The 23,577-nt window shown below is 67.0% G+C and carries 24 protein-coding genes, 1 tRNA gene and 1 pseudogene; 12 read left to right on the top strand and 14 right to left on the bottom strand.

Annotation, left to right across the window (positions count from 1 at the left end; genetic code table 11):
• Position 1 precedes the first annotated feature (1 nt).
• From HGB39_RS02510 to HGB39_RS02485, 6 genes and pseudogenes are all read left to right on the top strand, one after another.
• Positions 2–2,260, top strand: coding sequence for a glycerol-3-phosphate 1-O-acyltransferase (locus HGB39_RS02510; protein ID WP_005567303.1), 2,259 nt, complete (start codon positions 2–4; stop codon positions 2,258–2,260).
• A 4-nt stretch (positions 2,261–2,264) separates the two neighbouring features.
• Complete coding sequence (locus HGB39_RS02505) at positions 2,265–3,704, top strand: HAD-IB family hydrolase (protein ID WP_005567301.1); 1,440 nt, start codon at positions 2,265–2,267, stop codon at positions 3,702–3,704.
• A 39-nt stretch (positions 3,705–3,743) separates the two neighbouring features.
• Positions 3,744–4,076 (top strand): annotated as a pseudogene (locus tag HGB39_RS02500) (YciI family protein); the annotation flags it as partial.
• Positions 4,073–4,408 carry a sigma factor gene (locus tag HGB39_RS02495; RefSeq protein ID WP_005567297.1) on the top strand — a complete coding sequence of 112 codons (336 nt, stop codon included), beginning with the start codon at positions 4,073–4,075 and terminating at the stop codon, positions 4,406–4,408. The pseudogene HGB39_RS02500 and the gene HGB39_RS02495, both read left to right, overlap by 4 nt.
• A gap of 321 nt (positions 4,409–4,729) precedes the next feature.
• The gene (locus HGB39_RS38400) at positions 4,730–4,981 is read left to right on the top strand and encodes a hypothetical protein (protein WP_005567296.1); all 252 of its coding nucleotides are present in this window, start codon (positions 4,730–4,732) and stop codon (positions 4,979–4,981) included.
• Between the two features lie 76 nt (positions 4,982–5,057).
• On the top strand, positions 5,058–7,103 hold the full coding sequence (locus tag HGB39_RS02485; protein WP_064080167.1) for an ABC transporter ATP-binding protein: 2,046 nt from the start codon (positions 5,058–5,060) through the stop codon (positions 7,101–7,103).
• A 3-nt stretch (positions 7,104–7,106) separates the two neighbouring features.
• On the opposite strand, the gene HGB39_RS02480 is transcribed toward HGB39_RS02485, so the two are convergent.
• On the bottom strand, positions 7,107–7,946 hold the full coding sequence (locus HGB39_RS02480; RefSeq protein WP_005255390.1) for an SDR family oxidoreductase: 840 nt from the start codon (positions 7,944–7,946) through the stop codon (positions 7,107–7,109).
• A gap of 138 nt (positions 7,947–8,084) precedes the next feature.
• Positions 8,085–8,228 (bottom strand): hypothetical protein, encoded by a 144-nt coding sequence (locus tag HGB39_RS02475; protein ID WP_005561362.1) that lies wholly within the window; start codon positions 8,226–8,228, stop codon positions 8,085–8,087.
• Between the two features lie 644 nt (positions 8,229–8,872).
• Here HGB39_RS02475 and HGB39_RS02470 point away from each other — a divergent pair.
• Together HGB39_RS02470 and HGB39_RS02465 are read left to right on the top strand one after the other, a co-directional pair.
• Positions 8,873–9,289, top strand: coding sequence for a helix-turn-helix domain-containing protein (locus tag HGB39_RS02470; RefSeq protein WP_005238699.1), 417 nt, complete (start codon positions 8,873–8,875; stop codon positions 9,287–9,289).
• 132 nt (positions 9,290–9,421) lie between these two features.
• Positions 9,422–10,840 carry a glucose-6-phosphate dehydrogenase gene (locus HGB39_RS02465; protein ID WP_005561364.1) on the top strand — a complete coding sequence of 473 codons (1,419 nt, stop codon included), beginning with the start codon at positions 9,422–9,424 and terminating at the stop codon, positions 10,838–10,840.
• A gap of 14 nt (positions 10,841–10,854) precedes the next feature.
• Here HGB39_RS02465 and HGB39_RS02460 read toward each other — a convergent pair whose 3' ends face one another.
• From HGB39_RS02460 to HGB39_RS02420, 8 genes are all read right to left on the bottom strand, one after another.
• Entirely contained in the window at positions 10,855–11,868 is a 1,014-nt protein-coding gene (locus tag HGB39_RS02460; RefSeq protein ID WP_005561366.1) for a hypothetical protein, read from the bottom strand.
• Positions 11,868–12,368, bottom strand: a complete 501-nt coding sequence (locus HGB39_RS02455; RefSeq protein ID WP_043787229.1) for an ImmA/IrrE family metallo-endopeptidase — start codon at positions 12,366–12,368, stop codon at positions 11,868–11,870. Before HGB39_RS02455 ends, HGB39_RS02460 begins: the two co-directional genes overlap by 1 nt.
• A gap of 2 nt (positions 12,369–12,370) precedes the next feature.
• Positions 12,371–13,270 carry a cell surface protein gene (locus tag HGB39_RS02450; protein WP_248949736.1) on the bottom strand — a complete coding sequence of 300 codons (900 nt, stop codon included), beginning with the start codon at positions 13,268–13,270 and terminating at the stop codon, positions 12,371–12,373.
• Positions 13,271–13,828: 558 nt separating this feature from the next.
• Positions 13,829–13,904, bottom strand: a tRNA-Ala gene (locus HGB39_RS02440).
• 97 nt (positions 13,905–14,001) lie between these two features.
• Positions 14,002–14,742 carry a divisome protein SepX/GlpR gene (gene sepX / locus HGB39_RS02435; protein WP_005255377.1) on the bottom strand — a complete coding sequence of 247 codons (741 nt, stop codon included), beginning with the start codon at positions 14,740–14,742 and terminating at the stop codon, positions 14,002–14,004.
• A gap of 274 nt (positions 14,743–15,016) precedes the next feature.
• Positions 15,017–15,652, bottom strand: coding sequence for a GNAT family N-acetyltransferase (locus HGB39_RS02430; RefSeq protein ID WP_005238689.1), 636 nt, complete (start codon positions 15,650–15,652; stop codon positions 15,017–15,019).
• A gap of 25 nt (positions 15,653–15,677) precedes the next feature.
• Positions 15,678–16,937: a molybdotransferase-like divisome protein Glp gene (gene glp / locus HGB39_RS02425; RefSeq protein ID WP_005238688.1), complete on the bottom strand. Its 1,260-nt coding sequence runs from the start codon at positions 16,935–16,937 to the stop codon at positions 15,678–15,680.
• A gap of 21 nt (positions 16,938–16,958) precedes the next feature.
• On the bottom strand, positions 16,959–17,879 hold the full coding sequence (locus tag HGB39_RS02420; RefSeq protein WP_005567389.1) for a UTP--glucose-1-phosphate uridylyltransferase: 921 nt from the start codon (positions 17,877–17,879) through the stop codon (positions 16,959–16,961).
• A 105-nt stretch (positions 17,880–17,984) separates the two neighbouring features.
• On the opposite strand from HGB39_RS02420, the gene HGB39_RS02415 reads away from it, so the two are divergent.
• The 4 genes from HGB39_RS02415 to mscL all read left to right on the top strand — a co-directional run bounded on the left by HGB39_RS02415 (position 17,985) and on the right by mscL (position 20,336).
• Positions 17,985–18,563: a 5-formyltetrahydrofolate cyclo-ligase gene (locus tag HGB39_RS02415; protein ID WP_005567391.1), complete on the top strand. Its 579-nt coding sequence runs from the start codon at positions 17,985–17,987 to the stop codon at positions 18,561–18,563.
• A gap of 103 nt (positions 18,564–18,666) precedes the next feature.
• On the top strand, positions 18,667–18,975 hold the full coding sequence (locus HGB39_RS02410) for an FmdB family zinc ribbon protein (protein WP_005238679.1): 309 nt from the start codon (positions 18,667–18,669) through the stop codon (positions 18,973–18,975).
• Positions 18,976–19,072: 97 nt separating this feature from the next.
• The gene (locus HGB39_RS02405) at positions 19,073–19,786 is read left to right on the top strand and encodes an SAF domain-containing protein (protein WP_005567393.1); all 714 of its coding nucleotides are present in this window, start codon (positions 19,073–19,075) and stop codon (positions 19,784–19,786) included.
• 82 nt (positions 19,787–19,868) lie between these two features.
• A complete protein-coding gene (gene mscL, locus HGB39_RS02400) occupies positions 19,869–20,336 on the top strand; it encodes a large conductance mechanosensitive channel protein MscL (protein ID WP_005255372.1) in 468 nt (155 codons plus the stop codon).
• A gap of 68 nt (positions 20,337–20,404) precedes the next feature.
• Here the strand turns inward: mscL and HGB39_RS02395 are convergent, their stop codons facing one another.
• From HGB39_RS02395 to HGB39_RS02380, 4 genes are all read right to left on the bottom strand, one after another.
• Positions 20,405–21,100: an MspA family porin gene (locus HGB39_RS02395; RefSeq protein WP_005567394.1), complete on the bottom strand. Its 696-nt coding sequence runs from the start codon at positions 21,098–21,100 to the stop codon at positions 20,405–20,407.
• An 84-nt stretch (positions 21,101–21,184) separates the two neighbouring features.
• Entirely contained in the window at positions 21,185–21,805 is a 621-nt protein-coding gene (locus tag HGB39_RS02390) for an MspA family porin (RefSeq protein ID WP_005238669.1), read from the bottom strand.
• A 250-nt stretch (positions 21,806–22,055) separates the two neighbouring features.
• A complete protein-coding gene (locus tag HGB39_RS02385) occupies positions 22,056–22,751 on the bottom strand; it encodes an MspA family porin (RefSeq protein ID WP_005567396.1) in 696 nt (231 codons plus the stop codon).
• Positions 22,752–22,816: 65 nt separating this feature from the next.
• Entirely contained in the window at positions 22,817–23,437 is a 621-nt protein-coding gene (locus tag HGB39_RS02380; protein ID WP_005238665.1) for an MspA family porin, read from the bottom strand.
• Between the last annotated feature and the right edge of the window lie 140 nt (positions 23,438–23,577).

Here is a 23,577-nt window from a genome sequence, read left to right as displayed (position 1 = left end):
GATGGACGAGCAGAGGACACGGCCGCGGGTCTACCTCATCGAGACGATGAGCGACATGGAGGACGACGTTCTGCGCACGTGGCTGGAGCGACAGGCGAACGACTCCGGTCAGCCGCCTCCGACCGTCCGCGTCACCGACCAGGCCCTCGCCGATCTCGTGCGCCGGAATGATGATCCGCTGCTCACCCCGCTCCGGGTGGTGTGGCTGCCGAAGGAGACCCATCCGGACGGCGCGCAACGATTCCGGGAGACGTTGTCGCTGCGTGATCCGCTGCACCCCGGCCAGAACATGCAGCGCCGGGTGATGCGCGACGACCCGGCCCGGTGCCAGGTTCTGGAAGGCGATCCGGCCCCGCTCAGCGACCTCGAACGGCGGCTCGCCGAGAACGGCGGTGGGTCGCTTCCGGATTTCATCCGCCGCCAGGCCGCGCTGACCCTCGAGCGGGCCGAGCGCACCCTGCTGGGTACGCAGTACAAGGTGTCGAGGTTCGTCGTCGACGAGATCACCGACGCCAGCCGATACCACGACGGCACCCGGGAGCTGTCCGCGAAGTTGAACGTCCCCGTCGCCGAGGTGGATCGCCGGGCCCGTGGGGCACTGGACGAGATGGTCGCCGCGCAGAGCAGGCGCGCCATCGCGCTGTGGGACCAGTTGGGCCGCTACTTCTCCCGCGCCTACCGCCTCGACGTCGACACCACCCGGCTCGACGAGCTGCGGGAGCTGAACAAGGAACATTCCCTGGTGTTCCTGCCCAGCCACCGCTCGTACCTCGACCCGCTGGTGTTGCGCCCGGCGCTGCTCGCGAACGACCTTCCGCTCAACCATGTGATGGGCGGTCTGAACATCAATTTCTGGCCGATCGGACCGATCGGCAAGCGCAGCGGCACCGTGTTCATTCGCCGGAAGTTCGACGGCGACGAGATCTACAAGTGGACGCTCCGCGAGTACATGCGTTACCTGCTCACCAAGCGGTTCAACCTCGAGTGGTACATCGAGGGCGGGCGCAGCCGCACCGGGAAGTTGCGGCCGCCGCGGTTCGGTCTGCTCAACTACCTCGCGAAGGCCTTCCAGGACAGCGGGATGTCCGATGTGTACCTCGTCCCGGTGTCGCTGACCTACGACCAGCTTTACGAGGTCGGGGCGATGGCGGCGGAGGCGCACGGCCAGGCGAAGAGCAAGGAGAGTCTGCGCTGGCTCTTCGGATACGTTCGGGCGCAGGGTCAACGGCACGGTGTCGCGCACGTCAACGTCGGCAGGCCGATGTCGCTGGCGGACTACCTCGGCCAGGAGGACGACCTGCGGCTGGCGGTGCAGAAGACGGCGTTCGAGGTGTGTCACCGCATCAACGAGGTCACACCCGTCACCGCGTCGTCGCTCGTGATGCTCGCGTTTCTCGGCATCGAGGACCGCGCGCTCACCGTCGCCGAGGTCGGCGGGATCCTCGGGCCGCTCGTCGACTACATCACCGCGCGCTCGTTGCCGACCGCGGGCGATGTGGACCTGACCCACCCCGAGGTGATCCGCAAGGCGGTGCGGACCCACCTCGATTCCGGGGTGCTGCGGAGTTTCGATCAGGGCAGCGAGCGGGTGTTCTACCTCGGCCGGGATCAGCATCTCGTGGCAGCATTCTACCGCAACAACACGATTCACTTCCTGGTGATGCGGGCGATCGCGGAGATGGTGCTGCGAGCGGCCGCCGATCAGCAGTTCACCGATCCGCTGAACGACGGATGGGATGCGGCACTGCGCATTCGCGATCTCCTCAAGTTCGAATTCTTCTTCAGCGAGAAAGACAGCTTCCGGAAGGAACTGCGGGCCGAACTGGATCTCATCGACCCGGCGTGGGAGTCGAATCTGGGTGACCCGCAGCACGCCGCGAACCTGTTGTCCGGGATGCGTATTCACCTGGCACATCGGGTTCTGCAGCCGTTCCTGGAGGCGTACGCCGTGGTCGCGGGCCAGTTGCTCCGGACTCCGGTGGATCGGAAGTTCGACGAGAAGGCCTTCATGACGTCGTGCCTCGCGCTCGCCGAGCAGCGACGTCTCCGGCAGCAGATCGGGAGCAGCGAGTCGATTTCGGCCGAGCTCTTCACGACCGCGCTCAAGCTGGCACGAAACCGGGGCCTGGTCGAACCGAATGCCGAGAACATGGCGGCCCGGCGGGTCGAGTTCGAGGCCGAACTCCAGACCCTGATCGATCGGGTGCTGCGCATCCGGGCCATCGCGCACGAGAATCTCGACCAGATGGGTGGTAGGTGAGTAGATGAGCGATCTCCGCAGTCTCCACGACGACATCGCGGCCGCCGTTCCCGGCCCAGGCACCCTCGCCGCGTTCGATCTGGACGGCACCTTGATCAGCGGGTACTCCGCGAGCGTCGTCTATCGGGATCGCCTGCGTCGCTTCGACATCAGCGTGGCCGAGCTTCTGCGCACCACGGGCGCCGCGGTGGAGACCCGCTTCCGGGGTGCCGATGTCGGCAACCTGATGCGCATCGGTGTGCAGAGCCTGGCCGGGCGCATGGAGGACGAGATGCAGGAGTGGGGGCAGCGGCTGTTCCGCCAGGAGATCGCGAGGATGATCTTCTCGGAGGTCCGCGGACTGCTCGCCGCGCACCGGCACGCCGGTCACCGGGTGGTGATGGCGACCTCCGCCACCCCCTATCAGGCACTGTCGGTGGCCGCGGACCTCGACATCGACGCCGAGGACGTGCTGTGTACCCGGCCCGCGGTTCTGGACGGAATGCTCACCGGGAAGCTCGAATCGCCGCCGCTGTGGGGTCCCGCCAAGGCCGAGGCACTGCGCGAGTACGCCGAGCAGCACGGAGCGGATCTGGGTGACAGCTTCGCGTACTCCAACGGCGCAGAAGATGTTCCGATGCTGAAGTCGGTGGGACATCCCGTGGCACTGAATCCCGACCGCAAGCTGGCGGCGACCGCGCGGCAGAACGGGTGGCCGTCGGTGAATCTGCGACCTCCGGAGAGCGGCGCCGACCCGATGTCCATCGCCCGCACCACCACCGCGATCGGCGCTCTGATGGGGGCGGCCGCGTTCGGTGTCTCCGCCGGCCTGCTCACCCAGAACCGGCAGACGGGCGCCAACCTGGTCGGCAGCTTCGGCCCGGATCTCGCGCTCGCTATCTGTGGGATCAACGTGCGCATCAAGGGCAAGGAGAACGCGTGGTCGGCCAGGCCCGCGGTCTTCATGTTCAATCACCAGAGTTCGCTCGACATGCTGGTGATCGGCAGCGTCATCCGGCGCGATGTCACCGGCGTCGCGAAGAAGGAGGCCGCGCGGGATCCCCGGTTCATTCCCGTGGGGGCTCTGCTCGACGTCGCGTACATCGACAGGGCGGACAGCACGAAGGCGAGGGCGGCCCTCCGCCCGGCGGTGGAGAAACTGCAGTCCGGCATCTCCATCGCGATCGCCCCCGAGGGCACCCGCTCGCCGACTCCGCGCCTCGGCAGGTTCAAGAAGGGCGGATTCCACCTGGCGATGCAGGCGGGCGTGCCGATCGTGCCGATCGTCATCCACAACGCGGGCGAACGGATGTGGCGGAACTCGCTGGTCGCGCACCCCGGCACGGTCGACGTCGACGTCCTCGCACCCGTGCCGACCGTCGGCTGGGACCTGGCGGATCTCGACCGGCACGTCGACGAGGTGCGCACTTTGTTCGAGGACTGTCTGCACGCCGGGCACCGCTGAGAGAGATTTCCTCGAAAGGTTCCCGAAGTATGTCGAGACCCCGAGGACGCGCAGGCGCACATCCGGTTCCAGCAGGATCTCAACGCGGAGCTCGTCGCCAGGGGTGAACTCGTCGACGCTCAGGGGCTCGCCGGACCGGACCTCGCGAAACGTGTCACGTTCGACGGCAAGGGCGCTCCGGTGGTGACCGACGGACCGTTCCCCGAATCGAAGGAACTGCTCGCCGGGTACCGCATGGTCGACGTCGAATCGGAGGAGCGGGCGCTGGAGATCGCCGCTCAGACGTCGGCGGCACCGGGTCCGGACGGGGTGCCGATCCAGCATCCGATCGAGGTGCGTCAGGTGATGGGCGCACCCGACACCGATCTGTGAGAACCGACGCCGAAATCGAGGGCCTGCTGCGCGAACTCGCGCCGCAGGTCCTCGGTGCGCTCGTGCGGAGGTCCGGTGATTTCGAGGGATCCGAGGACGCGGTGCAGGAGGCGCTGCTCGCGGCGGCCCGGCACTGGCCGCGGGAGGGGTTGCCGGACAATCCGCGGGGCCGGCTGATCCAGACCGCCACTCGCAAGATGACCGATCAGATCCGCAGTGAGATCGCCCGCCGCAGGCGGGAAGAGGTGGCTGCCCGGCAGGAACCGCCGTCGACGGACGTGCCCGACAGCGACGACACCCTGCTCCTCGACGGGGTGTCACAACCTGAGTAGTCGACTACGCGCGACGAGACGCCGACCGTACGGGAAAGTCGGAGGAAACCCGGTGGTGTGTCGAAGGGAGCAGGACGATGAGCGAGCGTGACGGCGTCACAACTGTCGATCGAATGGACGGGCGGCGCCACGAGTTTCGGCTCAGCATGCTCGTGGCCTCCATGGCCGTCGTCGGCACCCTGATCGGTTCCGTGTGCGGAGGCGTGTTCACCTTGCTGAACACGTCGAATCAGGTGGAGGCGACGGTGAACCAATCGTCGAACCGACGTCCTCCGTCCGCTACCGCAACAGAACATCGTCCTCGTCTCGAAGTTCACCACGGTGGAGTTGATCGGATCCGAACCGGTCGTGAAATCGGCACGGCGAATGGTGGTCGAGTATCTGGCTGGATCCGAGACCATCGGCTGGCTGAGCACCGACTTCGCGACGGATGACGTCGTGTCGGCGGACACCCTGTCCACCCGCCAACAACAGTTCGCCGACCACTTCCAGGCCGGGATGAGCGCCCAGGACGACTTCCTCTCCGCGGTGCGAGACGAACTCGGCATCCCCGAGCAGGGGGACCTACCGTAACCACCGGACCGGAGCATCAGGACGGGCCGCGTCGAATCGGCTCGCCAGGACTGCGGGGGATGGGCACGATGGGGAGATGCCCGCGACCGGTCCCACATCCACACAGCAGGCTTCGGAGGCACCCGCCGAGCCTTCGCTGCTCCCCCGCATCTGGGCGCTCCTGCGTCCGTACCGCGGGTGGCTGGTGCTCGTCGCGGCCGCCATCGTCGTCTCATCACTGCTCGGCATCGTGAATCCCTTCCTCACGAAGGCGGTGTTCGACCGTGCACTGTTCCCCACCGACGGCAGCGGTGTCCAGCTGACACTGCTGCTGTGGCTGGTCGTGACCATGATCGCGGTGACGCTCGCGGGTTCGTTGATCGGCGTCGGCCAGAGTTACCTCACCACCAAGGTCGGCAACCTGTCGATGGCGGATCTCCGGGAGCGTCTGTTCGCCCACCTCGAGACGATGGAACTGGCGTTCTTCACGTCCACCAAGACGGGCTCGATCCAATCGCGGCTGGCCAACGACGTCGGTGGGGTGCGGTCGGTTCTCACGTCCACGGCGTCGAGCATCCTGTCGAACGTCGTCACCGTCACGGCGTCCCTCATCGCGATGCTGCTGCTGTCGTGGCAGCTGACGCTTCTCGCCGTCGCACTGCTTCCCGGCTTCGTCTACCTGCAGCGGCGGGTCGGCGCCCGGCGACGCGTTCTGGCGCGCAAGACGCAGGAGTCGTTGTCGGACATGACCGCCATTACCGAGGAAGCGCTGAGCGTCTCGGGTGTGCTGCTGACGAAGGTGTTCAACCAGGCCGACACCGAACTCGACCGGTATCGGACCGAGAACGCGCGGCAGACCGAGCTTCAGGTGCGGCAGGCCATGACGGGTCAGGGCTTCTTCGCCGTCGTCTCTTCGTTCATGGCGATCACGCCCGCTCTCGTCTACCTGCTGGCGGGGTATCTCGTCAGCGGCGGTTCCGCGGCTCTCTCGGCGGGCACACTCGTCGCGTTCTCGACCCTGCAGGCCAGATTGTTGCAACCGTTGGTCTCGCTGATGCGGGTGACCCTCGACGTCCAGACATCGATGGCGTTGTTCCGCCGCATCTTCGAGTACCTCGACCTGCAGCCCGCGATCGTGAACCGCCCGGACGCCGTCGAGTTGCCTGCGGACTCCCCCGGCCGGGTGGAGTTGGACGACGTGTACTTCGCGTATCCCGCGCCCGTCCGGCTGGCCACCGCAGATCCCGACCCGGTGGCGCTGCGCAGTCTGGGTCGCGGCGGTGGGGGCGGCATGCGCGGCGTCGCGACCGTCGCGCCGCGGTTCCCGGCCGCGGCGGCGCCCGAAACCGAACCGGCGGAACGTCGCAGCCGGCGCTGGGCGGTCGCGGGCACGTCCCTGGAGATCGAGCCGGGTCAGCTCGCCGCCTTCGTCGGTCCGTCCGGCGCAGGCAAGACCACGCTCTGCTACCTCGTGCCGCGCCTGTACGAGGTCGACAGTGGCGCCGTCCGGGTCGACGGCTACGACGTGCGCGACCTGACCATGAGCTCGCTCTCCGAGGCGGTCGGAATGGTCACCCAGGACCCGTATCTGTTCCACGCCTCGATCGCCGACAACCTTCGATATGCCAAACCGGACGCGACCGATGCCGAACTGGAGGCCGCCGCCGAGGCCGCCAACATTCACGACCGCATCCTCGGATTCGACGACGGATACGACACCCTGGTGGGCGAAAGAGGATTTCGCCTGTCCGGTGGCGAGAAGCAGCGATTGGCCATCGCGCGGGTGCTGCTGAAGAACCCCCGCGTACTGATCCTCGACGAGGCGACGTCCGCGCTCGACACGGTCTCCGAGCGCCTCGTCCAGCGCGCTCTCGGTGAGGTGATGCGCGGACGCACCACCCTTGCGATCGCCCACCGGCTGTCGACCATTCAGCACGCCGACGTGATCTTCGTGATCGACGAGGGAACGCTCATCGAGCGCGGCACGCACACCGAACTCCTTGCACGACAAGGGTTGTACGCGCGACTGCACGCCGAGCAGTTCGGTGGCGGACAGGTCGAGTGCCGGTGCACCGACGGCGTCCGATTCACCGACGGGACGGTACTGGCCCCGAGCGCCCCGGTCCCAGGCGGAGAGTTCTAGCTCCTACAGGAACTTGCTGAACTGGTCGTTCGCCCGCTGCATCACGAAGTCGTACGGCGGCGAGAACTTGCGCGCCCACCAGTAGCCGAACCGGATGTCCGGCGACGTGTACACCAGGTACCGGTCCTTCTTGATGCCGGCGATGATGCAGGACGCGACCTTCTCGGGCGTGACGGCCCGCTTCTCGAAGCGATGGATCGCCTTCTGGATGCGCGGGTCGTCGCGATCGACCCCGGCGATCTCGACCGTGCCCACCAGCGGCGTCTTGACCGCGCCGGGAACAACGAGGCTCACACCGATGCCGTGCCGTTTGAGATCGAACCGCAGAACCTCGGACACTCCGCGGAGCCCGAATTTGCTTGCGCTGTAGGCGGCATGCCACGGCAGCGCCAGCAAGCCGGCGGCAGAAGAGACGTTGACCAGGTGACCGCCGCGTCCCGCCCGCACCATCGGGGGCAGGAAGCTCTCGATGATGTGGATCGGACCCATCAGGTTGACGTCCACCATGGACTTCCAGTGGCGGTGTTCGAGATTCTCGACGGTCCCCCACGCGGAGATACCGGCGACGTTCATGACGACGTCGAGGCTGCCGAACTGATCGTGGACATCGGCGGCGAATGCGGCGACGGCGTCGTAGTCGGACACGTCGAGGGCACGCGAGAAACTGACGGTGCCCCCGCGGCTGCCGACTTGTTCGACCGTCTGCGCCAGGCCGACCTCGTTGATGTCGGTGAGGAAGAGTTCGGCGCCCTCCGCCGCGGCCGCCAGGGCGGTCGCCTGCCCGATCCCGCTACCTGCACCCGTGATCAGGCACTTCTTGCCGTCCAGCGTCTTGATCGCCATAGCCGTGCGCGCCCCCGTCGTCACCGATCCGTGTCGGCTGGAAGTCTACGCACGCAATCTGATTGCGCGCACGCAACCGCAGCGGTGCCTTTCCCGAGGAAACGCGAACCGGCCCTCTCCGGGCCGGTTCGTGACGGTTCACAACCGCTGGGTCATTTCTTCCTGATAGGTACGAATCGTCCTCTCGATTCCGTTGGCGTCGTCGTCGTTTCCTCGGTGCCGGGCGTCGTCGGCGCGCTCGCGCAGAACTCGAATCGCCTTCCGAAGCTCGGCGTCACTCATTCTGTGTTCCATATCACAATCATCCCCGTCGGCTTCAGATTTGGCCAGACTCGGGGGCGCACCGGAGCGGCAAAACCCCGGCTGAGCTGGACACTCGTCCAACCAGGCGGCGCGAACCCGCGAAGAGCACGCGGCGGCCGTGACGCGGATCCGGGGGCGCGCGGCCTGGCGCCCGCGCGGATGCCACAACTTCACAGTAGTGTTCACGAGGCCCCGCGGGCCGCGAGCGACCTCTCCACGTTGCGATGCGCAACGCAACACAGTGGCCCTGAACTGGGGATATTAACCGGGCAGCCTCACGGCGCACACCCCTGCGACGTTTCCAGCTAACTCTCAGTGATTGAAAGAGCAACCACACAATCGGCCCGGCAACCACAACCGGCCCCTCGGGCTCCAGTCACCACACCTCCGCGCCTCTCTTGAACTTTCAACGGTAGTGCGTGCGTGACGAGCACAGAGGGCTCCCGAAATGTCGGCGATCCGCGAGCGACGAACAGGCGATCGTTGAAACATATATGAGATAAGCACAGAGTCCGCGGACGACGTTTTGCCTCTATGTCCGTGAGTTATCAATCGGTTATCATCGTGGTACGGTGTCGTTCACACGACTGACGCCCGCACGAGAGAGGACCCGGCGGCTCACAATGGCAGATTTTGCTGCGCGGTTGAACAAGCTCTTCGACACGGTCCACCCTCCGGGACGTAAACCGCATACCAACGCCGAGGTCGCGGCGGCACTCATCGCAGACGGACACCAGATCTCGAAGCCCTACATCTCCCAGCTCCGGTCGGGACAACGAACCAACCCCTCCGACGAGACGGTCGCGGCGTTCGCCCGCTTCTTCAAGGTGAAGCCCGACTACTTCTTCAACGACATCTACGCCGCGAAGATCGATCACGATCTCGAGCTTCTCTCTCAACTCCAGGGATACGGACTTCGCAAGCTCTCCAGCCGCGCGTTCGACCTCTCCGAAGAGTCGCAGAACCTGCTCACCACGATGGCCGAGAAACTCCGCGCCAGCGAGGGGTTGCCGGAGGTCCCACCGGACGCGTCCCGCTGATCACCGGAGTCGTTGGGCAGCAACGAGTTCGCCGCAGGTCGCTCCCGACGTCCGGGTAGAAGTCACCTAACGCACCCGACGACACCGCCGGAATGCCCTGCCCGGTGTGCCCACGTGGCGCATGATGGAGCAATGGTTGACAGACCGCAGCTCGGTCCCACGATCTTCGTGCTCTTCGGTGCCACCGGGGACCTGTCCAAACGCATGGTCCTCCCCGCGTTCTTCCAGCTCGCTCGGTCAGGGCTCTTGAACTCCGAGTGGATGCTGATCGGCACCGGCCGGGGCAACGTCTCCGACGATCAGTTCCGCGACCACGTGCGCGACGTCGTGAACCAATTCGGAGTGCCGCACGACGACACAGACTGGGAGACGTTCGCCCGGCGGCTGAGATTCGCGGGCGGCGGTTTCACCCCGGACAACCCGGGAACGCTCCCCGCAGCCGTTCGGCAGGCGCGGGACGACCTCGACGCGGCAGACGCGCAGTTGGTTCACTACCTGGCCCTGCCACCCAGCACGTTCGCCGAGACCACCCGCGCGCTCGGCGCTCACGACCTGGCCCGTGGCGCACGCGTCGTGTACGAGAAACCGTTCGGGACGTCGCACGAGGCGTTCACCGAACTCGACGAAGCCGTGCACCACGTCCTCGACGAGAAGCAGATCTATCGAATCGATCATTTCCTCGGCAAGGAGAGCACCCAGAATCTGCACATCCTGCGCTTCGCGAACGGGCTGATCGAGGGCGTCTGGAACCGGGAACACGTCGAGCAGGTACAGATCGACGTGCCCGAGACACTCGACATCGACGACCGCGCCCGGTTCTACGACGCCACCGGTGCCGTCCTGGACATGCTGGTGACGCACCTGTTCCAGGTCGCCGCCGAGATCGCGATGGAGCCGCCGGAGACGTTGGGCGCCGACGATCTCCAATCCGCCCGGGAAACCGTGATCGGGGCGTTCCGTCCGCTCGACACGGCCGACGTGGTGCTCGGCCAGTACGAGGGGTACCGCGACGTTCACGGTGTCGCAGACGATTCGACGACGGAGACGTTCGTCGCCGCACGGTTGTGGGTCGACACGGACCGCTGGCGTGGGGTGCCGTTCCTCCTCCGGACCGGAAAGATGCTGGGCGTCAGCCGACAACGGGTCAGCCTCGTCTTCCGCAGTCCTCGAGGACCGCTCTCGGACATTCCGCCGGACGGCGCCGTCCTGACGTTCGATCTGTCCGGGGACGGCGAGATCGACATCTCCATGGTCGTCAAGGAACCCGGACCCGACGACACACTGTCGGTGGGCCACCTGGGCCTGCCGCTCGACACGGTACCGCTCGCCCACGCCCTCGCACCGTATTCGCGACTCATCCTCGACGTCCTGCACGGCGACCGGTCACTGTTCACCCGCCCCGACGGCTTGGCGCACGTCTGGACCGTCGCCGACGCGCTGCTGCGTGACCCTCCCCCGGCCAAGCCGTACCCTGCGGGATCCATGGGACCGCCGGAGGCCGAAGATCTCGCCTCGCCCTGCGGGTGGCTCGTCACCGGTTCACCGGACTGACCGGCGGCTGAAGGCTATTCCGCAGACGATTCGGCGGTGTCCGCCTTCACGGGAACCGGGGCCGACTTCCGGAAGTCGGCGTACGCGTCCGCGAGATCGAGCACCCATCGGCGCGGCGACATGCCCTGGGGCGGCGCGATCCACTCGGTGTCGAGGACGTCGGAGGCGACCGGGTCGTCGATCCAGCCGGCGAGAATCCGGGCGCGTTCGGCGGTCGATTCCGGCAGGTCCTGTTCGTCCGTGTCGAGCATGCCCGCGCCCGCCTGCAGGTACAGCGCATCCATGACGTGTGCGACAGCGTCGGAGGCGCGGAGGACGGTCGTGCTCCCCTTGCCGTCGCCCTCGACCACTTCAGGGAACCGTGAAACGAGCACCGAATGCAGTGTGTTCATGCGGCGCAGGTCCTGGCGTGCGCGGAACCAGGTTTCGACGAGCACCCAGACGGTGCCGACCGAGACGATCACGGCCGCGACGGTGTACGCCGGCGAGGAGCCGACGGCCCACGTCTCGCCCGACACCTCACGCACCAGTCCGACGACCGCCGCAGCCAGGACGATCGCCGATCCGACCACGATCAGTGAGATTCCGCGGCCGAGCGGTGTCCACGCGACGTGCCGGACTCCGGTCACGACCACCGCGGTCAGCGCGATCACGATGAACACCAGCGCAGGAACGGGATATCCACCGGCAAGCCCGATTCCGAGCACGATAGCCACGGTGTAGACGATCACGGCGACGGCACGCAGCGCAGGACGCGGGAGTATCGGCCACACGGAGATCGCGCCGACCGCGCTCGCGGCGGCGAACAACGTCCACGCCAGTTCGAGGATGATCTCCGACAGCCCGACATCCGAGGCCACGGTGTCGAGGCGCCCGGCGACGTCCGGAACGGCCAACGTGGACGCAAGGGCCGCGCTGGACACCGCCACCACCATCGCCACGCGCAGCGGCGTCGGCTGACGCGCGGCGACCCGGCCGATCCGGGCACCCGCGGCCGTCCAGACGACGAGCGCAACCAGCCAGCCCATCAGCCGATCGCCTCGTCGTAGCGGAGCACGGACACGGGAGTTCCGCGCCCCTGCATCGTGTTCAACCGGATGAGCAGCATCGACGCGAACGTCTCGGCCTCCCACTCGGCCACCTCGTCGGACGGCTGCTCGTCTTCCCGCCGTCGCGACCGCTGGCTGAGCATGTAGGCGATCAGATCGTCCCCGGCTTCGAGCGTCGCGGTAACGATCTCGGCTCCTTCGTGCCGAAACACGATGTGACCCAGCTCATGCGCAAGCGTGCGGTCGAGGTCCGGCAAGCCCGGCGCCAGCACGATCACGTCCCGGTCCGGGTACGCGCGCCTCTGGCCGCACACACCGGGCGCCATCGGCTTCGTGAAATCGAGTTCGATGGGACGCTGCCGTTCGCGGGCCACCGCGTCCACCACGTGCCGGAGTGACACCGCTTCGGCCCGGGCCGCCGCGTCACACACCGCGTCCACGGCCGCCGCGACCCGACGATGAGATCTGTTCGCCCCCACGACTACATCCCTCCACTCGAAGCGGACGGGAAGAATTCCGCCCGCGCGGCCGCGATGCGCGCCTGCTGTGCGCGAGCACCCTTGAAGGTCAGCGCACCTGCCCCGCCGGCGCAGCACAGCAGCACGCCGACCCCACCGAGAACGGTGATCGCAGGCAACGGCTCACTGTGGACCACCGGAACCATTCCCGGCGGCGCGGCGGCCGGATCGTCCTGGGCCGGTGCCCCCGCGGCGGGCGACGGTCCGCCGCTGCTCGGGGTCTCGCCGGCAGGGCGATCCTGGGGTGCGGAATCCGCGGGACCGCTCGCACCCGGGGCTGCCGCAGCGGCTCCGGAACCGGACCCGGAACCTCCGGCCGGCGCTCCCCCGGACGCCGGAGGTGCGGCAGGATCCTCGGATCCCGGGGCGGCAGCATCGGGACCCGCGTCGTTTCCGGAATCGTCGTCCCCGGACGTGTCCGGGCGCGCGATGTCCGGTTCGGCCACGGGTGGCAACTTGAACGGAGGGGGCGGAGCGACCACGACCCGTGACGTCGAAGGAGTCGACGTCTCCGTGGGTTCGGCGGTGGCGGACGGTTCCGTGGTCTCGGACGGCTCGGCCGTCTCGCTGGGCTCGGCCGTATCACTTGGGTTCGCGGTCTCGCTGGGTTCCCGTGTCTCGCTGGGCTCTCCGCCACCGCAGCCGCGGCGACTCTCGCACGGCGGATGAGGATGCCGGGGCTTGCCGCCGCCGGAAGACTCCGAGGAACCGTCGTCGCATCGACTGTTGGCGCAGTCATGGTACTGGGGGTCGGCGGAGGCGTCGGACGGGAACACCGAGACGGTGACCCAGCCGAGCCCGGACAAGAAGGCCAGCGCCAGTCCGACCATGGTCAGCCTTCGAACAACACGACGCGCGCTCACTGTGCACCCCCCTCGTATTCACGACACCACGTCTACGGCGACGTCGCCGCTGTCATGGTATCGAGCGAACCGAGCGGAGGTGCTGGTGGTGCCGGTGTCGGGGAACCGGCACCACCAGCGGTGCCCGAGCCAGGTGGGACTCGAGCAGCTTCCGAGAACCCCTGCGGGTTCGGCGGTATCGCCTGGAGGTGCTGATCGGTCAGCGGAAGGACGGCGTATCCGACGCGGCCCTCGCGATTTCGAGTGGTCGGCCGGAGTTCACAGGACGTTCACCAGCAACATCGTCGCGGTGATGGTCGCGGCCACCGTCGCCGGCTCCAAGAACTTCGAGATCTTGCCCATTGCCTGCATGTATTTCCACCCCGTGCGATCGACCCCTTGATGACCTACGGACAGTACACAGCATTCAGTTACCTTTTGGCAAATCGGAGGGTCGGGCATTCCCGCGGCGGCCTCGCTCTACACACCCCGACGATGGCGCTCACCTGGGCCGGAAGACAGAAAATGCGCCGAATGCAGAAAAGGCACTCCCTCCGGGTGGAGTGAGTGCCATTTCTGTGGTGGAGCTGAGGGGAATCGAACCCCTGACCTCTTCGATGCGAACGAAGCGCGCTACCAACTGCGCCACAGCCCCGCGCGGATCCTGCGATCCGCTCGGCAAACTCTAGCAGGCCACCCGCGGCGGGAGCGAATCGCCTACACCGACGTGGCTTTCGGCCCGATTCGCCCGGCTACTCACCGGCAGCTCGGCGCATCGTGGCCTGCTGCATCGGGGCGTCGTCGAAGTGTTCGAGATGATCGAATTCGGGGTCCTCGTCGTCCACTTCGAGGACGACGGCGCCCGGACGCCGCAACCGGGCCGGGATGAGGCGGAGCTCCTCGTCGCTGCGGGACTCGACACCCAACCGCGAACGGTTGAGACGCGCGGTCCGCCGACGACGGATCTCCTGCTCGATCTGAACCTGCCGGCGCAGATACGCCAAGTAGCCGAAGAGACCGACCACACCGGCGGCGAACACCCACCACATCAGCGGCGAGATGATCAGCCCGAGCGCCGCCGACATGATTGTCGCGAACACCAGCCCGAGAACCGACCGCTGCCGGAACGCGTACCGGGCCTCGCGCGCGATCGCGTCGGCCTCGGGATCGAAGCCGCCACGCCCCCGGCGCGCCGGTACGTACTCACCCACCGGTGCCCGCTCGCCGTCGAACTCGTCTTCCTCTGCGTGAGTGTCCACAAGGTCCTCCGCGTCGTAGCCGTAGTGGTCCGGTTCCGGTTGCCAGTACGGGTCGCTGCGGTGTCCAGCCGCGGGTCCACGCTGCACGGGACGTTCGTCACCGCGGTGCAGCACACGCGTCGCGAGTGCTGCGTCACTGGTTTGCCGAATCCGGGGGCGGTTGTTCACCAGCATCGGAACCAGGACGAAGAGCCACACGACGACGAGCCCGATCCAGAGAAACGAGTTCGGCATACGGCGACCTCCTCCCAATCGTCTACCAGCATGGATACCGCTGTTGACCCACCCAGGCTAACCGCATGAACACGCACATCTTCGCAGACGCGCCGATCTCACCATACTCAGGTGTCACATGCGTAACGCGAAAATGTGGTGCTCGACATGCCCCGAGACGGCAGAGGGAACGATCCGGCAAAGACTCGCCGAAAGCGGAGCCCCGGTCAGGAAGCTTTGATACCGTGAGATAACTGCCGCGTAGCTGGACGCTTGTCCATGTCCGCTACGGCGGTCACGCCCAGGTGGCTTTGCCACTCCGCACGAGCGAATCTGCCACCGTGCCGGGCACGTCCTCGACGGTCATGCCGACCAGAATGTGGTCGCGCCACTGCCCGTCGACGTCCAGGTAGCGCTTGAGGAGACCCTCCTCGCGGAAGCCGACGTTGCGGAGCACCGCCTGGCTCGCCAGGTTCTCCGGACGCACGGTGGCCTCCACGCGATGCAACCCCACGGGCCCGAAGGCATGATCGAGCCCCAGCGCGAGTGCGCCCGTGGCCACCCCGAGTCCGTTGACGTCGCTGGCCACCCAGTAACCGATCCAGGCGGAGCGCAGTGCACCCCGCACCACGTTGCCGATCGTGATCTGGCCGCAGAAATTGCCGTCGAGTTCGATGGCCATCGGCAGCATGCGACCCTTCCGGGCTTCCGAACGCAAACTGCTGCACAGTCCGGGCCATCCCGAAATATGGTGGCGCGCTTCCCAGGGTGCCTCCCCGGTCGGTTCCCACGGTTCGAGGTGCGCGCGGTCGCGGGTGCGCAGACGACTCCACGCCGACGCGTCACGCAACCTGATGGCGCGCACGGTGACGACGCCACCCTTCACCCGCAAGGGCCCGAGATGCGGCGGCCAACCCGGATGCTGTGTCATCCCGTCTCACACTGTCGCGGTGCCATCAGCCCCGCTGCGCCAGAAAAGCCACGTCCACCTGATCACCGGTCCGGACCTCGGTGATCTCGGGGTCGATGAGGACGAGGCAGTTGGCCTCGGCCAGCGTGGCGAGCAGGTGTGAGGACGCGCCCGGCGCCCCGCCGAGAGCTTGGACGAGGTACTCCCCCGTGGCCTCGTCGCGCATGAGCTGACCTCGGAGAAAACCCTTGCGGTGCTCGATGGACGTGATGGGTGCGACGGTGCGGGCGGTGACGACGCGTCGCATCGGCTGCCTACGCCCCAGCGCGATGCGGATCAACGGGCGCACCATCACCTCGAACACGACGAGGGCGCTCACCGGATTGGACGGGAGCAGGAACGTCGGGACCTCGTCCCGGCCCAGCTGGCCGAAACCCTGGACCGATCCCGGATGCATTGCGACGCGGTCGACCTCGAGGTTGCCGAGATCGGCGAGTGCGTCCCGCACGTCCTCGGAGGCGCCGCCGCCGACCGCACCCGCGATGACGACGATCTCGGACCGGATCAGCTGACCTTCCACCACCTCGCGCAGCCGACGGGCATCGGCGTTCGCGATACCGACCCGGTTGACGTCGGCGCCGGCGTCGCGGGCGGCGGCGGCCAGCGCGTAGGAGTTGACGTCGTAGACCTGGCCGGGACCGGGGGTCCGGTCGACGTCGACGAGTTCGCCACCGACCGAGATGACGGACAGCCGCGGCCGCGGATGCACGAGCACCTTGTCTCGGCCCACCGCCGCCAGCAACCCGACCTGCGCGGCCCCGATGATGGTGCCTGCCCGGACCGCGACGTCTCCGGGCTGCACGTCGTCGCCGGCCCGGCGCACGTAGTCGCCGGAGCGGACGGGTTTGTAGATCTTGACGCGGGCCCGGCCGCCATCCGTGCGGTCGAGCGGAAGGACGGCGTCGGCGAGCGTCGGGAGCGGAGCGCCCGTATCGACCTTGACGGCCTGACGCGGTTGCAGCCGGATCGGCTGCCTCGAACCTGCCGTGACCTCACCGACCACGGGGAGCGACAGTTCGACGGGCGCACCGTCGTCGTCCCGGATGTCGGTTCCGGCGGCCTGGACGTCGACGCTACGGACGGCGTAGCCGTCGATCGCGGCCTGGTCGAAACCGGGAAGCGGACGCTCGGTGACCACCTCTTCGGCACACAGCAGCCCCTGGGCTTCGGAGATCGCCACACGGACCGGCCGCGGCGCCACCGCGGCCGCGGTCACGATCGTCTGTTGCTCCTCGACCGACCGCAAGTTCTTGCCTCCCGAGCTTCTCTAGGAATCCGTCCGCTTCAATCGGTCGATCAGCCATTCGCGCAACGATGGGCCGTACTCCTCCATGTCCAACGCAAAGTCAACCGCAGCACGGAGGTAGCCGCCGGGATTTCCGAGATCGTGTCTCGTGCCTCGGTGCACGACGACGTGAACGGGATGGCCTTCCTTGATGAGGAGGGCGATGGCGTCGGTGAGCTGGAGCTCGCCGCCGGCGCCGGGTTCGATTCGCCGCAGCGCATCGAAGATCGCCCGGTCGAGGAGGTAGCGACCTGCGGCGGCGAACGTGGACGGCGCATCCTCGATGGCCGGTTTCTCGACCATGCCGATGACCTTGAGGACGTCCGGGTTGGTGGCGTCGGGAACCGTCTCGACCTCGAAGACGCCGTACGCGCTCACCTGGTCCTTGGGTACGTCGATGGCGCAGAGGACGGTGCCACCACGCTTGCGGCGGACCCGCGACATCGTCTCGAGCACTCCGCGCGGCATCACCAGGTCGTCCGGGAGGAGCACGGCGATAGCGTCCTCGTCGTCGTCGAGGACCGATTCCGCGCAGCCGACCGCGTGGCCCAGGCCGAGAGGCTCGTCCTGGATTACGGATTCCACCTCGAGCAGGCCGGGAGCCTTGCGCACCTTCTCGAGCAGGTGATACTTGCCGCTGGCCTCGAGCTTGCTCTCGAGCACGAGATCCTCGACGAAGTGGGCGACCACTCCGTCCTTACCCGGCGATGTCACGATCACGAGCCGGCCGGCGCCCGAATCCGCGGCCTCTCCGGCCACCAGTTCGATACCCGGGGTATCCACGACCGGGAGCAGCTCTTTCGGCACGGTCTTGGTCGCGGGGAGGAATCGCGTACCCATTCCCGCTGCGGGCACTACAGCCGTGCGAAAGGCGCTGGCGGTGTGCGGTGCGGCGTCTGTCATGACCACACCATAACTGTGCGGACCTACTCGACAGTCACCAAGTTCCTGTCAGTAACCTCCCGGAACCCGTCGGGGACGCTCACCGGCCGGCTCTAAGGTTGGGGCATGCACGCACGAACGAAGGACGAGTGGCGGCAACTGGTGCTCTCCGGGCGGCGCGCGCTGACCCCCGAACTCCGCACCGCCGAGGACCGGGCGCTTGTCGCGCTCGCCACACAAGGAATCGCCGGTGGATCAACCGTCTGTGCCTACGTTCCCACTGCGCTCGAGCCCGGGTCGCTGGACTTTCTCGACGCCCTCCGACGAGTCGCCGGACGCGTCCTCGTGCCCGTCACCCGCGATCCGGGCCCGCTCCACTGGTCCGAGTTCACGGGCGCGGATGGTCTCGCCGACGCGAGTTACGGCCTCCGCGAGCCGACCGGGCCGGTGTGGGAACCCGACGAGATCCGTTCGGCCGGGACCATTTTCGTTCCCGCCCTGGCCGTCGACCGGCGGGGGGTGCGACTCGGCCGCGGCGCGGGCTTCTACGACCGGACTCTCGGCCTCGCCGCCTCCGACGCGCGGCTGATCACGGTGGTCCGCGACGAGGAACTAGTGTCCGAGCTGCCCGAGGACCCCCATGACGTACGTATGGGATGGGCGCTCACCCCGGGCTCGGGCCTCGTCCCACTCGGCGACCGCTGAGGACGTTTCCCGCCCGGAATAGTTCTCTGATTAGCGTTGTTGGCACTGTCGACTGTAGAGTGCTAACACCTGCGGTTTGACTACACAGTGCGGAGGAACCACGGTGCCCACTTATTCATATGCGTGCACGGCATGCGACAACCGTTTCGACATCGTCCAGTCGTTCAGTGATGACTCCCTGACCGTCTGCCCCGCGTGCTCGGGCAAGCTTCGCAAACTGTTCAACTCCGTCGGCATCGTCTTCAAGGGCAGTGGTTTCTACCGCACCGACAGCCGCGGCACGTCCGGCGCAGCAAGCGAGCCGGCCAAGACCGATTCTGCTCCCGCCGCGAAGTCGGAAAGTTCGTCGACGGCCTCGTCCAGCTCGTCGAGCACCGCGACCGCCGCACCGGCCAAGGCTGCTGCCAGCTAGTTCTCGCGTCTCCGCGAGTTATCCACAACTTCTCGTCCATCCACAGGCGGGCCCTTTCGGCGTACCCACGGGCCCGCCGGTCTCCTAGCGTCGAACCATGTCGTTCGATCCTGTCCAGACCAGTCGCCGCCGGTCGAACCGAGCACACCGAAGCCTGAGCCCGTCGTGGGCCGACCGGCTGTCGGATCTCGCCCATCCCGGATGGGCCCGCACCCTCGTCGCCAGACGCGTCCTGGCCGCCGCGCTGGTCTGCCTCGCACTGGCGCTCCTCGCCCGCGGAGACCCCGACTCTGCCCGCTCCGCAGTCGTGGTGGCCGCCCGGGATCTGCAACCGGGCGTCGTTCTCACGGACGCCGACGTGGAACTGGTGGAACTCGAGGCAGGGACCCTCCCCGACGGGGCCGTCACCGCATTGGCGGACGTCGCCGGGCGCACCCTCGCCGGACCGACCCGCGCCGGAGAAGCCCTCACCGACGTCCGAGTACTGGGCCCCCGTCTCGCCGCGGCAGCAGCGGGCATGGACGACGCCCGGATCGTCCCCGTCCGGCTCGCCGACCCCGCTGTCACGGAACTTCTGCGTGAGGGCGATCGCGTCGACGTGCTCACGGTCGATCCCGGCACACCAGCGAATCCGGACCGGCGCTCCGGCGCCACCGTGCTGGCGTCCCGCGCCGTCGTGGTGTTGGTGACACCGTCCGAGAACGGACGTGACCAGCGCGAACGCGTGGTGATGCTGGCCCTTCCGGCATCCGAGGCCACGACGGTCGCCGCGGCATCTCTCACGAGCGCGATCACCGTGACCTTCCAGTGACCCGTCACGCGAAGCCGCGCTCATCTAGGCTTTTCTGCGAACAGTGCTGGATGACTTGCCACCCACTCGAGGAGACGTCGACATGCTCAAGGGATTCAAGGACTTCCTGCTCCGGGGGAACGTCCTCGACCTCGCCGTCGCGGTCGTAGTCGGAGCCGCGTTCACCGCCATCGTCACAGCGTTCACCAACAACGTGATCAATCCGTTGATCGCCGTTGCGGGTGGCGCCAACGATCTGGGCTGGGGTTACCAGATTCTCGCCGACAACCCGGCCACCTTCATCAACATCGGCGCCGTCATCACGGCCGTGATCAACTTCGTGATCATCGCCGCAGTCGTGTACTTCATTCTCATCGTCCCGGCCAACGCCGCGAAGAAGCGGTTCATCACCGAGCCCGCAGATAAGAAGGCCAGTGAGGCCGACCTGCTGATCCAGATCCGCGACATCCTCGAATCAAGCCTCGAAACCAACGGCGCGACAGCGAGTCCCGACGGAGCGCACGCGATGACCGCGGACAAGGCCGCGAACCTCGAGCAGACCCGCGAATAGCTTCCGACGACTCCGGGCCCGTGCAGCAGCTGCATGCACGGGCCCGGAGTCATGGGTGGAACGAATTATCAGCCGAGGCTGAAGGGCTGTCCCCACAGGGTGACGGTGCCATCGACGGAAGCCGTCGAGACGGTGACCTTGGCGTAGGAGCGGGCCTGCGCGTAGCCGGCGCAACCGGAGACACCGAACGTCTCGTCCGAGTACGTGATGCCGCCGCTGTTACCGGTGAACTTGAAGCTGCTCTTGTGAGCCTCGGCGCCGTAGTCGTCGGTGTACTCGATGTCGAGGATCGGCACGTTGGTGGCCTGGCCCGGAGCGATGGAGATTCCGCCGCCGACCTTGGTGCCGGTCTGGCTGACCGGGTCGCCGACAGTGCCGGCCTGGATGTCGTCCCAGCCTGCGCTGGCCGAGGCACCACCGCTCGCGCTGCCGCCGAAGTCGAGCTGGCAGGCAACGATGTAGCCGGCGTCGATGGTGCCGCCCTTGGCCGTGCCACCGTCGATGGAGACGTCGATCGTGCCCGACGCCCACACGTTGCGGTGCAGCGGGGTCGAACCCATCGACGGGCTGATGTTCGCCGAGTTGGCGGTCTGGCGGACGGTCACCACGGTGCCGTCGAGCAGCGTCTGGGTGATGTTTCCGTCCTGCAACGGAACGAAGGTGTCGGCGTTGGCCGCACCGGTGGAGAGAAGGCCGATCGCGACGGTGGCCGCGGCGACCACGCCGGCAGCCTTGGCGCCGTGGCGCAGGGTCTTGCTGTTCATTGTTCCCCTCAAGGGTTTCTTACAGTGGGCACGCCGTGGCCGCCCACAGGACTCGAAAAGGTTGGTTGTTCGGGAGCGCGGCGATCAGCCGATGCTGAACGGCTGCCCGTAGAGGGTCGACTTGACGTAGTGGTTCCCCGGAATTTCGAGGACCGTGTACGCGCGAGCCTGCGCGTACCCGCCGCAACCCTGAACCTCGATCTGCTGATCGCGGTACTGGATCGCCGAGACGCCCGGCTTCAGGTCCGTCTTCGACTTGATCTTGGCGAACTTGACCTCACCCGGTGCGATCGGCAGGCTCAGCGCACCGCTCGCGCTCGGTCCGTCGAGCGACATGCTGCCGCTGATACCGGCCTCGAGACCGGTGATGTCGAGCTGGCAACCCACGATGTAACCGGTGGTCAGCGTCGCGCCTTCCTCCGGGATCTCGCCGCCGAGCTCGGCGAAGGCATCGCCCGACACCCACGCAACGCGGCCGGCGCCATTGGCGGCCAGCGACGGCGAAACCAGAGCGCTCTCGGCATTGCGGGCGATCTTGGCCGTGACGCTTCCCGCGTTGACGACCTTTTCGCCACCCGGCAGCGGCACGAAGGTGTCGGCATTCGCAGCACCGGTGGACATCAGGCCGAGTGCAACGGCCGCGGCGGCACCGAGGCCGGCAACGCGGGCCCCACGGCGCAGGCCTGACTTACGGATCTCGCTCATTCTTTCCCCTCATCAGGTACCACCTACCCGGCGATCGGTTAGGCAGTCTTTACCTCTTGACGGGATAAAGTTAGCTGAAACAACGTCCAAATGTTATAGCTACGTGTCCGAATCCGCCTCCGCCCCAGCCTCCGTGTCCTAACTGTGACATGCACGACAGCGCATAGGGCGAGGTTGGGGGCGTACGGAAGTGCCGTACGCCCCCAACCTCGAGGTATTACGTTGTTCAATTTTTTTTCGGCGTCACGCGTCAGCCGAGGCTGAAGGGCTGTCCCCACAGGGTGACGGTGCCGTCGACCGAGTCGGTCGAGACGGTGACCTTGGCATAGGAGCGGGCCTGCGCGTAGCCGGCGCAACCGGACACACCGAACGTCTCGTCCGAGTACGTGAAGCCACCGCTCTTGCCGGTGAACTTGAAGCTGCTCTTGTGAGCCTCGGCGCCGTAGTCGTCGGTGTACTCGACGTCGAGGATCGGCACGTTCTTCGCCTCGCCGGGAGCGATGGAGAGTCCGCCGCCAACCGACGTGTCGCCCGTGCTGATCGGGTTACCGACGGTACCGGCCTGGATGTCGTCCCACGACGCACCACCGGCGGAACCACCACTGGCTTCGCCGCCGAAGTCGAGCTGGCAGGCAACGATGTAGCCGGCGTCGATGGTGCCGCCCTTGGCCGTGCCACCGTCGATGGAGACATCGATGGTGCCCGACGCCCACACGTTGCGGTGCAGCGGGGTCGAACCCATCGACGGGCTGATGTTCGCCGAGTTGCCGGTCTGCTTGACCGTCACCACGGTGCCGTCGAGCAGCGTCTGGGTGATGTTTCCGTCCTGCAACGGAACGAAGGTGTCGGCGTTGGCCGCACCGGTGGAGAGAAGGCCGATCGCGACGGTGGCCGCGGCGACCACGCCGGCAGCCTTGGCGCCGTGGCGCAGGGTCTTGCTGTTCATTGTTCCCCTCTAGGGTGAATGTCGCTTGTGCGAGAAGTCGTGAAGTGGGATCTGCTTACGAGCAATCAGCCGATGCTGAACGGCTGCCCGTAGAGGGTCGACTTGACGTAGTGGTTCCCCGGAATTTCGAGGACCGTGTACGCACGAGCCTGCGCGTAGCCACCGCAACCCTGAACCTCGATCTGCTGATCGCGGTACTGGATCGCCGAGACACCCGGCTTCAGGTCTTCCTTGGTCCGGATCTTCGCGAACTTGACCTCACCCGGTGCGATCGGCAGGCTCAGCGCACCGCTCGCGCTCGGTCCGTCGAGCGACATGCTGCCGCTGATTCCGGCCTCGAGGCCGGTGATGTCGAGCTGGCAACCCACGATGTAACCGGTGGTCAGCGTCGCGCCTTCCTCCGGGATCTCGCCGCCGAGCTCAGCGAACGCATCGCCCGAAACCCACGCCGTGCGGCCCGCGCCATTGGCGGCCAGCGACGGCGAAACCAGAGCGCTCTCCGCGTTGCGGGCGATCTTGGCCGTGACGCTTCCCGCGTTGACGACCTTTTCGCCACCCGGCAGCGGCACGAAGGTGTCGGCGTTGGCCGCACCCGTGGACATCAGGCCGAGGACTACAGCCGCAGCGGCACCAAGGCCGGCAATGCGGGCTCCACGGCGCAGGCCGGTCTTTCGGTTCTCGCTCATTCGTTCCCCTCATCAGGATTCTGCTGGTTCCCAGTCACGACCTTCGAGACTGAGGAGTGGTCCATGTCGGGCCCAGCGCAGTATCCAGAGCTGTGATGTCCGCAGAGTGAACTACGGATGATCACAGCTCGATAACCGCG

The sequence above is a fragment of the Rhodococcus opacus genome (genome assembly GCF_012396235.1).
Classification (GTDB): domain Bacteria; phylum Actinomycetota; class Actinomycetes; order Mycobacteriales; family Mycobacteriaceae; genus Rhodococcus_F; species Rhodococcus_F opacus.
The sequence above is the reverse complement of the archived record's forward strand: the minus strand, read 5'-3'. Positions and strand labels throughout refer to the sequence as shown.

What these genes read in the sequence shown, in the direction of transcription:
- HGB39_RS02395 (WP_005567394.1), bottom strand. Translation starts at nt 21,100, where the DNA reads ATGAACAGCAAGACCCTGCGCCACGGCGCCAAGGCTGCCGGCGTGGTC.
- mscL (WP_005255372.1), top strand. Translation starts at nt 19,869, where the DNA reads ATGCTCAAGGGATTCAAGGACTTCCTGCTCCGGGGGAACGTCCTCGAC.
- HGB39_RS02380 (WP_005238665.1), bottom strand. Translation starts at nt 23,437, where the DNA reads ATGAGCGAGAACCGAAAGACCGGCCTGCGCCGTGGAGCCCGCATTGCC.
- HGB39_RS02480 (WP_005255390.1), bottom strand. Translation starts at nt 7,946, where the DNA reads ATGGCGATCAAGACGCTGGACGGCAAGAAGTGCCTGATCACGGGTGCA.
- HGB39_RS02390 (WP_005238669.1), bottom strand. Translation starts at nt 21,805, where the DNA reads ATGAGCGAGATCCGTAAGTCAGGCCTGCGCCGTGGGGCCCGCGTTGCC.
- HGB39_RS02475 (WP_005561362.1), bottom strand. Translation starts at nt 8,228, where the DNA reads ATGAGTGACGCCGAGCTTCGGAAGGCGATTCGAGTTCTGCGCGAGCGC.
- sepX (WP_005255377.1), bottom strand. Translation starts at nt 14,742, where the DNA reads ATGCCGAACTCGTTTCTCTGGATCGGGCTCGTCGTCGTGTGGCTCTTC.
- HGB39_RS02385 (WP_005567396.1), bottom strand. Translation starts at nt 22,751, where the DNA reads ATGAACAGCAAGACCCTGCGCCACGGCGCCAAGGCTGCCGGCGTGGTC.
- HGB39_RS02420 (WP_005567389.1), bottom strand. Translation starts at nt 17,879, where the DNA reads ATGACAGACGCCGCACCGCACACCGCCAGCGCCTTTCGCACGGCTGTA.
- HGB39_RS02505 (WP_005567301.1), top strand. Translation starts at nt 2,265, where the DNA reads ATGAGCGATCTCCGCAGTCTCCACGACGACATCGCGGCCGCCGTTCCC.
- HGB39_RS02430 (WP_005238689.1), bottom strand. Translation starts at nt 15,652, where the DNA reads ATGACACAGCATCCGGGTTGGCCGCCGCATCTCGGGCCCTTGCGGGTG.
- HGB39_RS02465 (WP_005561364.1), top strand. Translation starts at nt 9,422, where the DNA reads ATGGTTGACAGACCGCAGCTCGGTCCCACGATCTTCGTGCTCTTCGGT.
- HGB39_RS02460 (WP_005561366.1), bottom strand. Translation starts at nt 11,868, where the DNA reads ATGGGCTGGCTGGTTGCGCTCGTCGTCTGGACGGCCGCGGGTGCCCGG.
- HGB39_RS02510 (WP_005567303.1), top strand. Translation starts at nt 2, where the DNA reads ATGGACGAGCAGAGGACACGGCCGCGGGTCTACCTCATCGAGACGATG.
- HGB39_RS02405 (WP_005567393.1), top strand. Translation starts at nt 19,073, where the DNA reads ATGTCGTTCGATCCTGTCCAGACCAGTCGCCGCCGGTCGAACCGAGCA.
- HGB39_RS02485 (WP_064080167.1), top strand. Translation starts at nt 5,058, where the DNA reads ATGCCCGCGACCGGTCCCACATCCACACAGCAGGCTTCGGAGGCACCC.
- HGB39_RS02470 (WP_005238699.1), top strand. Translation starts at nt 8,873, where the DNA reads ATGGCAGATTTTGCTGCGCGGTTGAACAAGCTCTTCGACACGGTCCAC.
- HGB39_RS02415 (WP_005567391.1), top strand. Translation starts at nt 17,985, where the DNA reads ATGCACGCACGAACGAAGGACGAGTGGCGGCAACTGGTGCTCTCCGGG.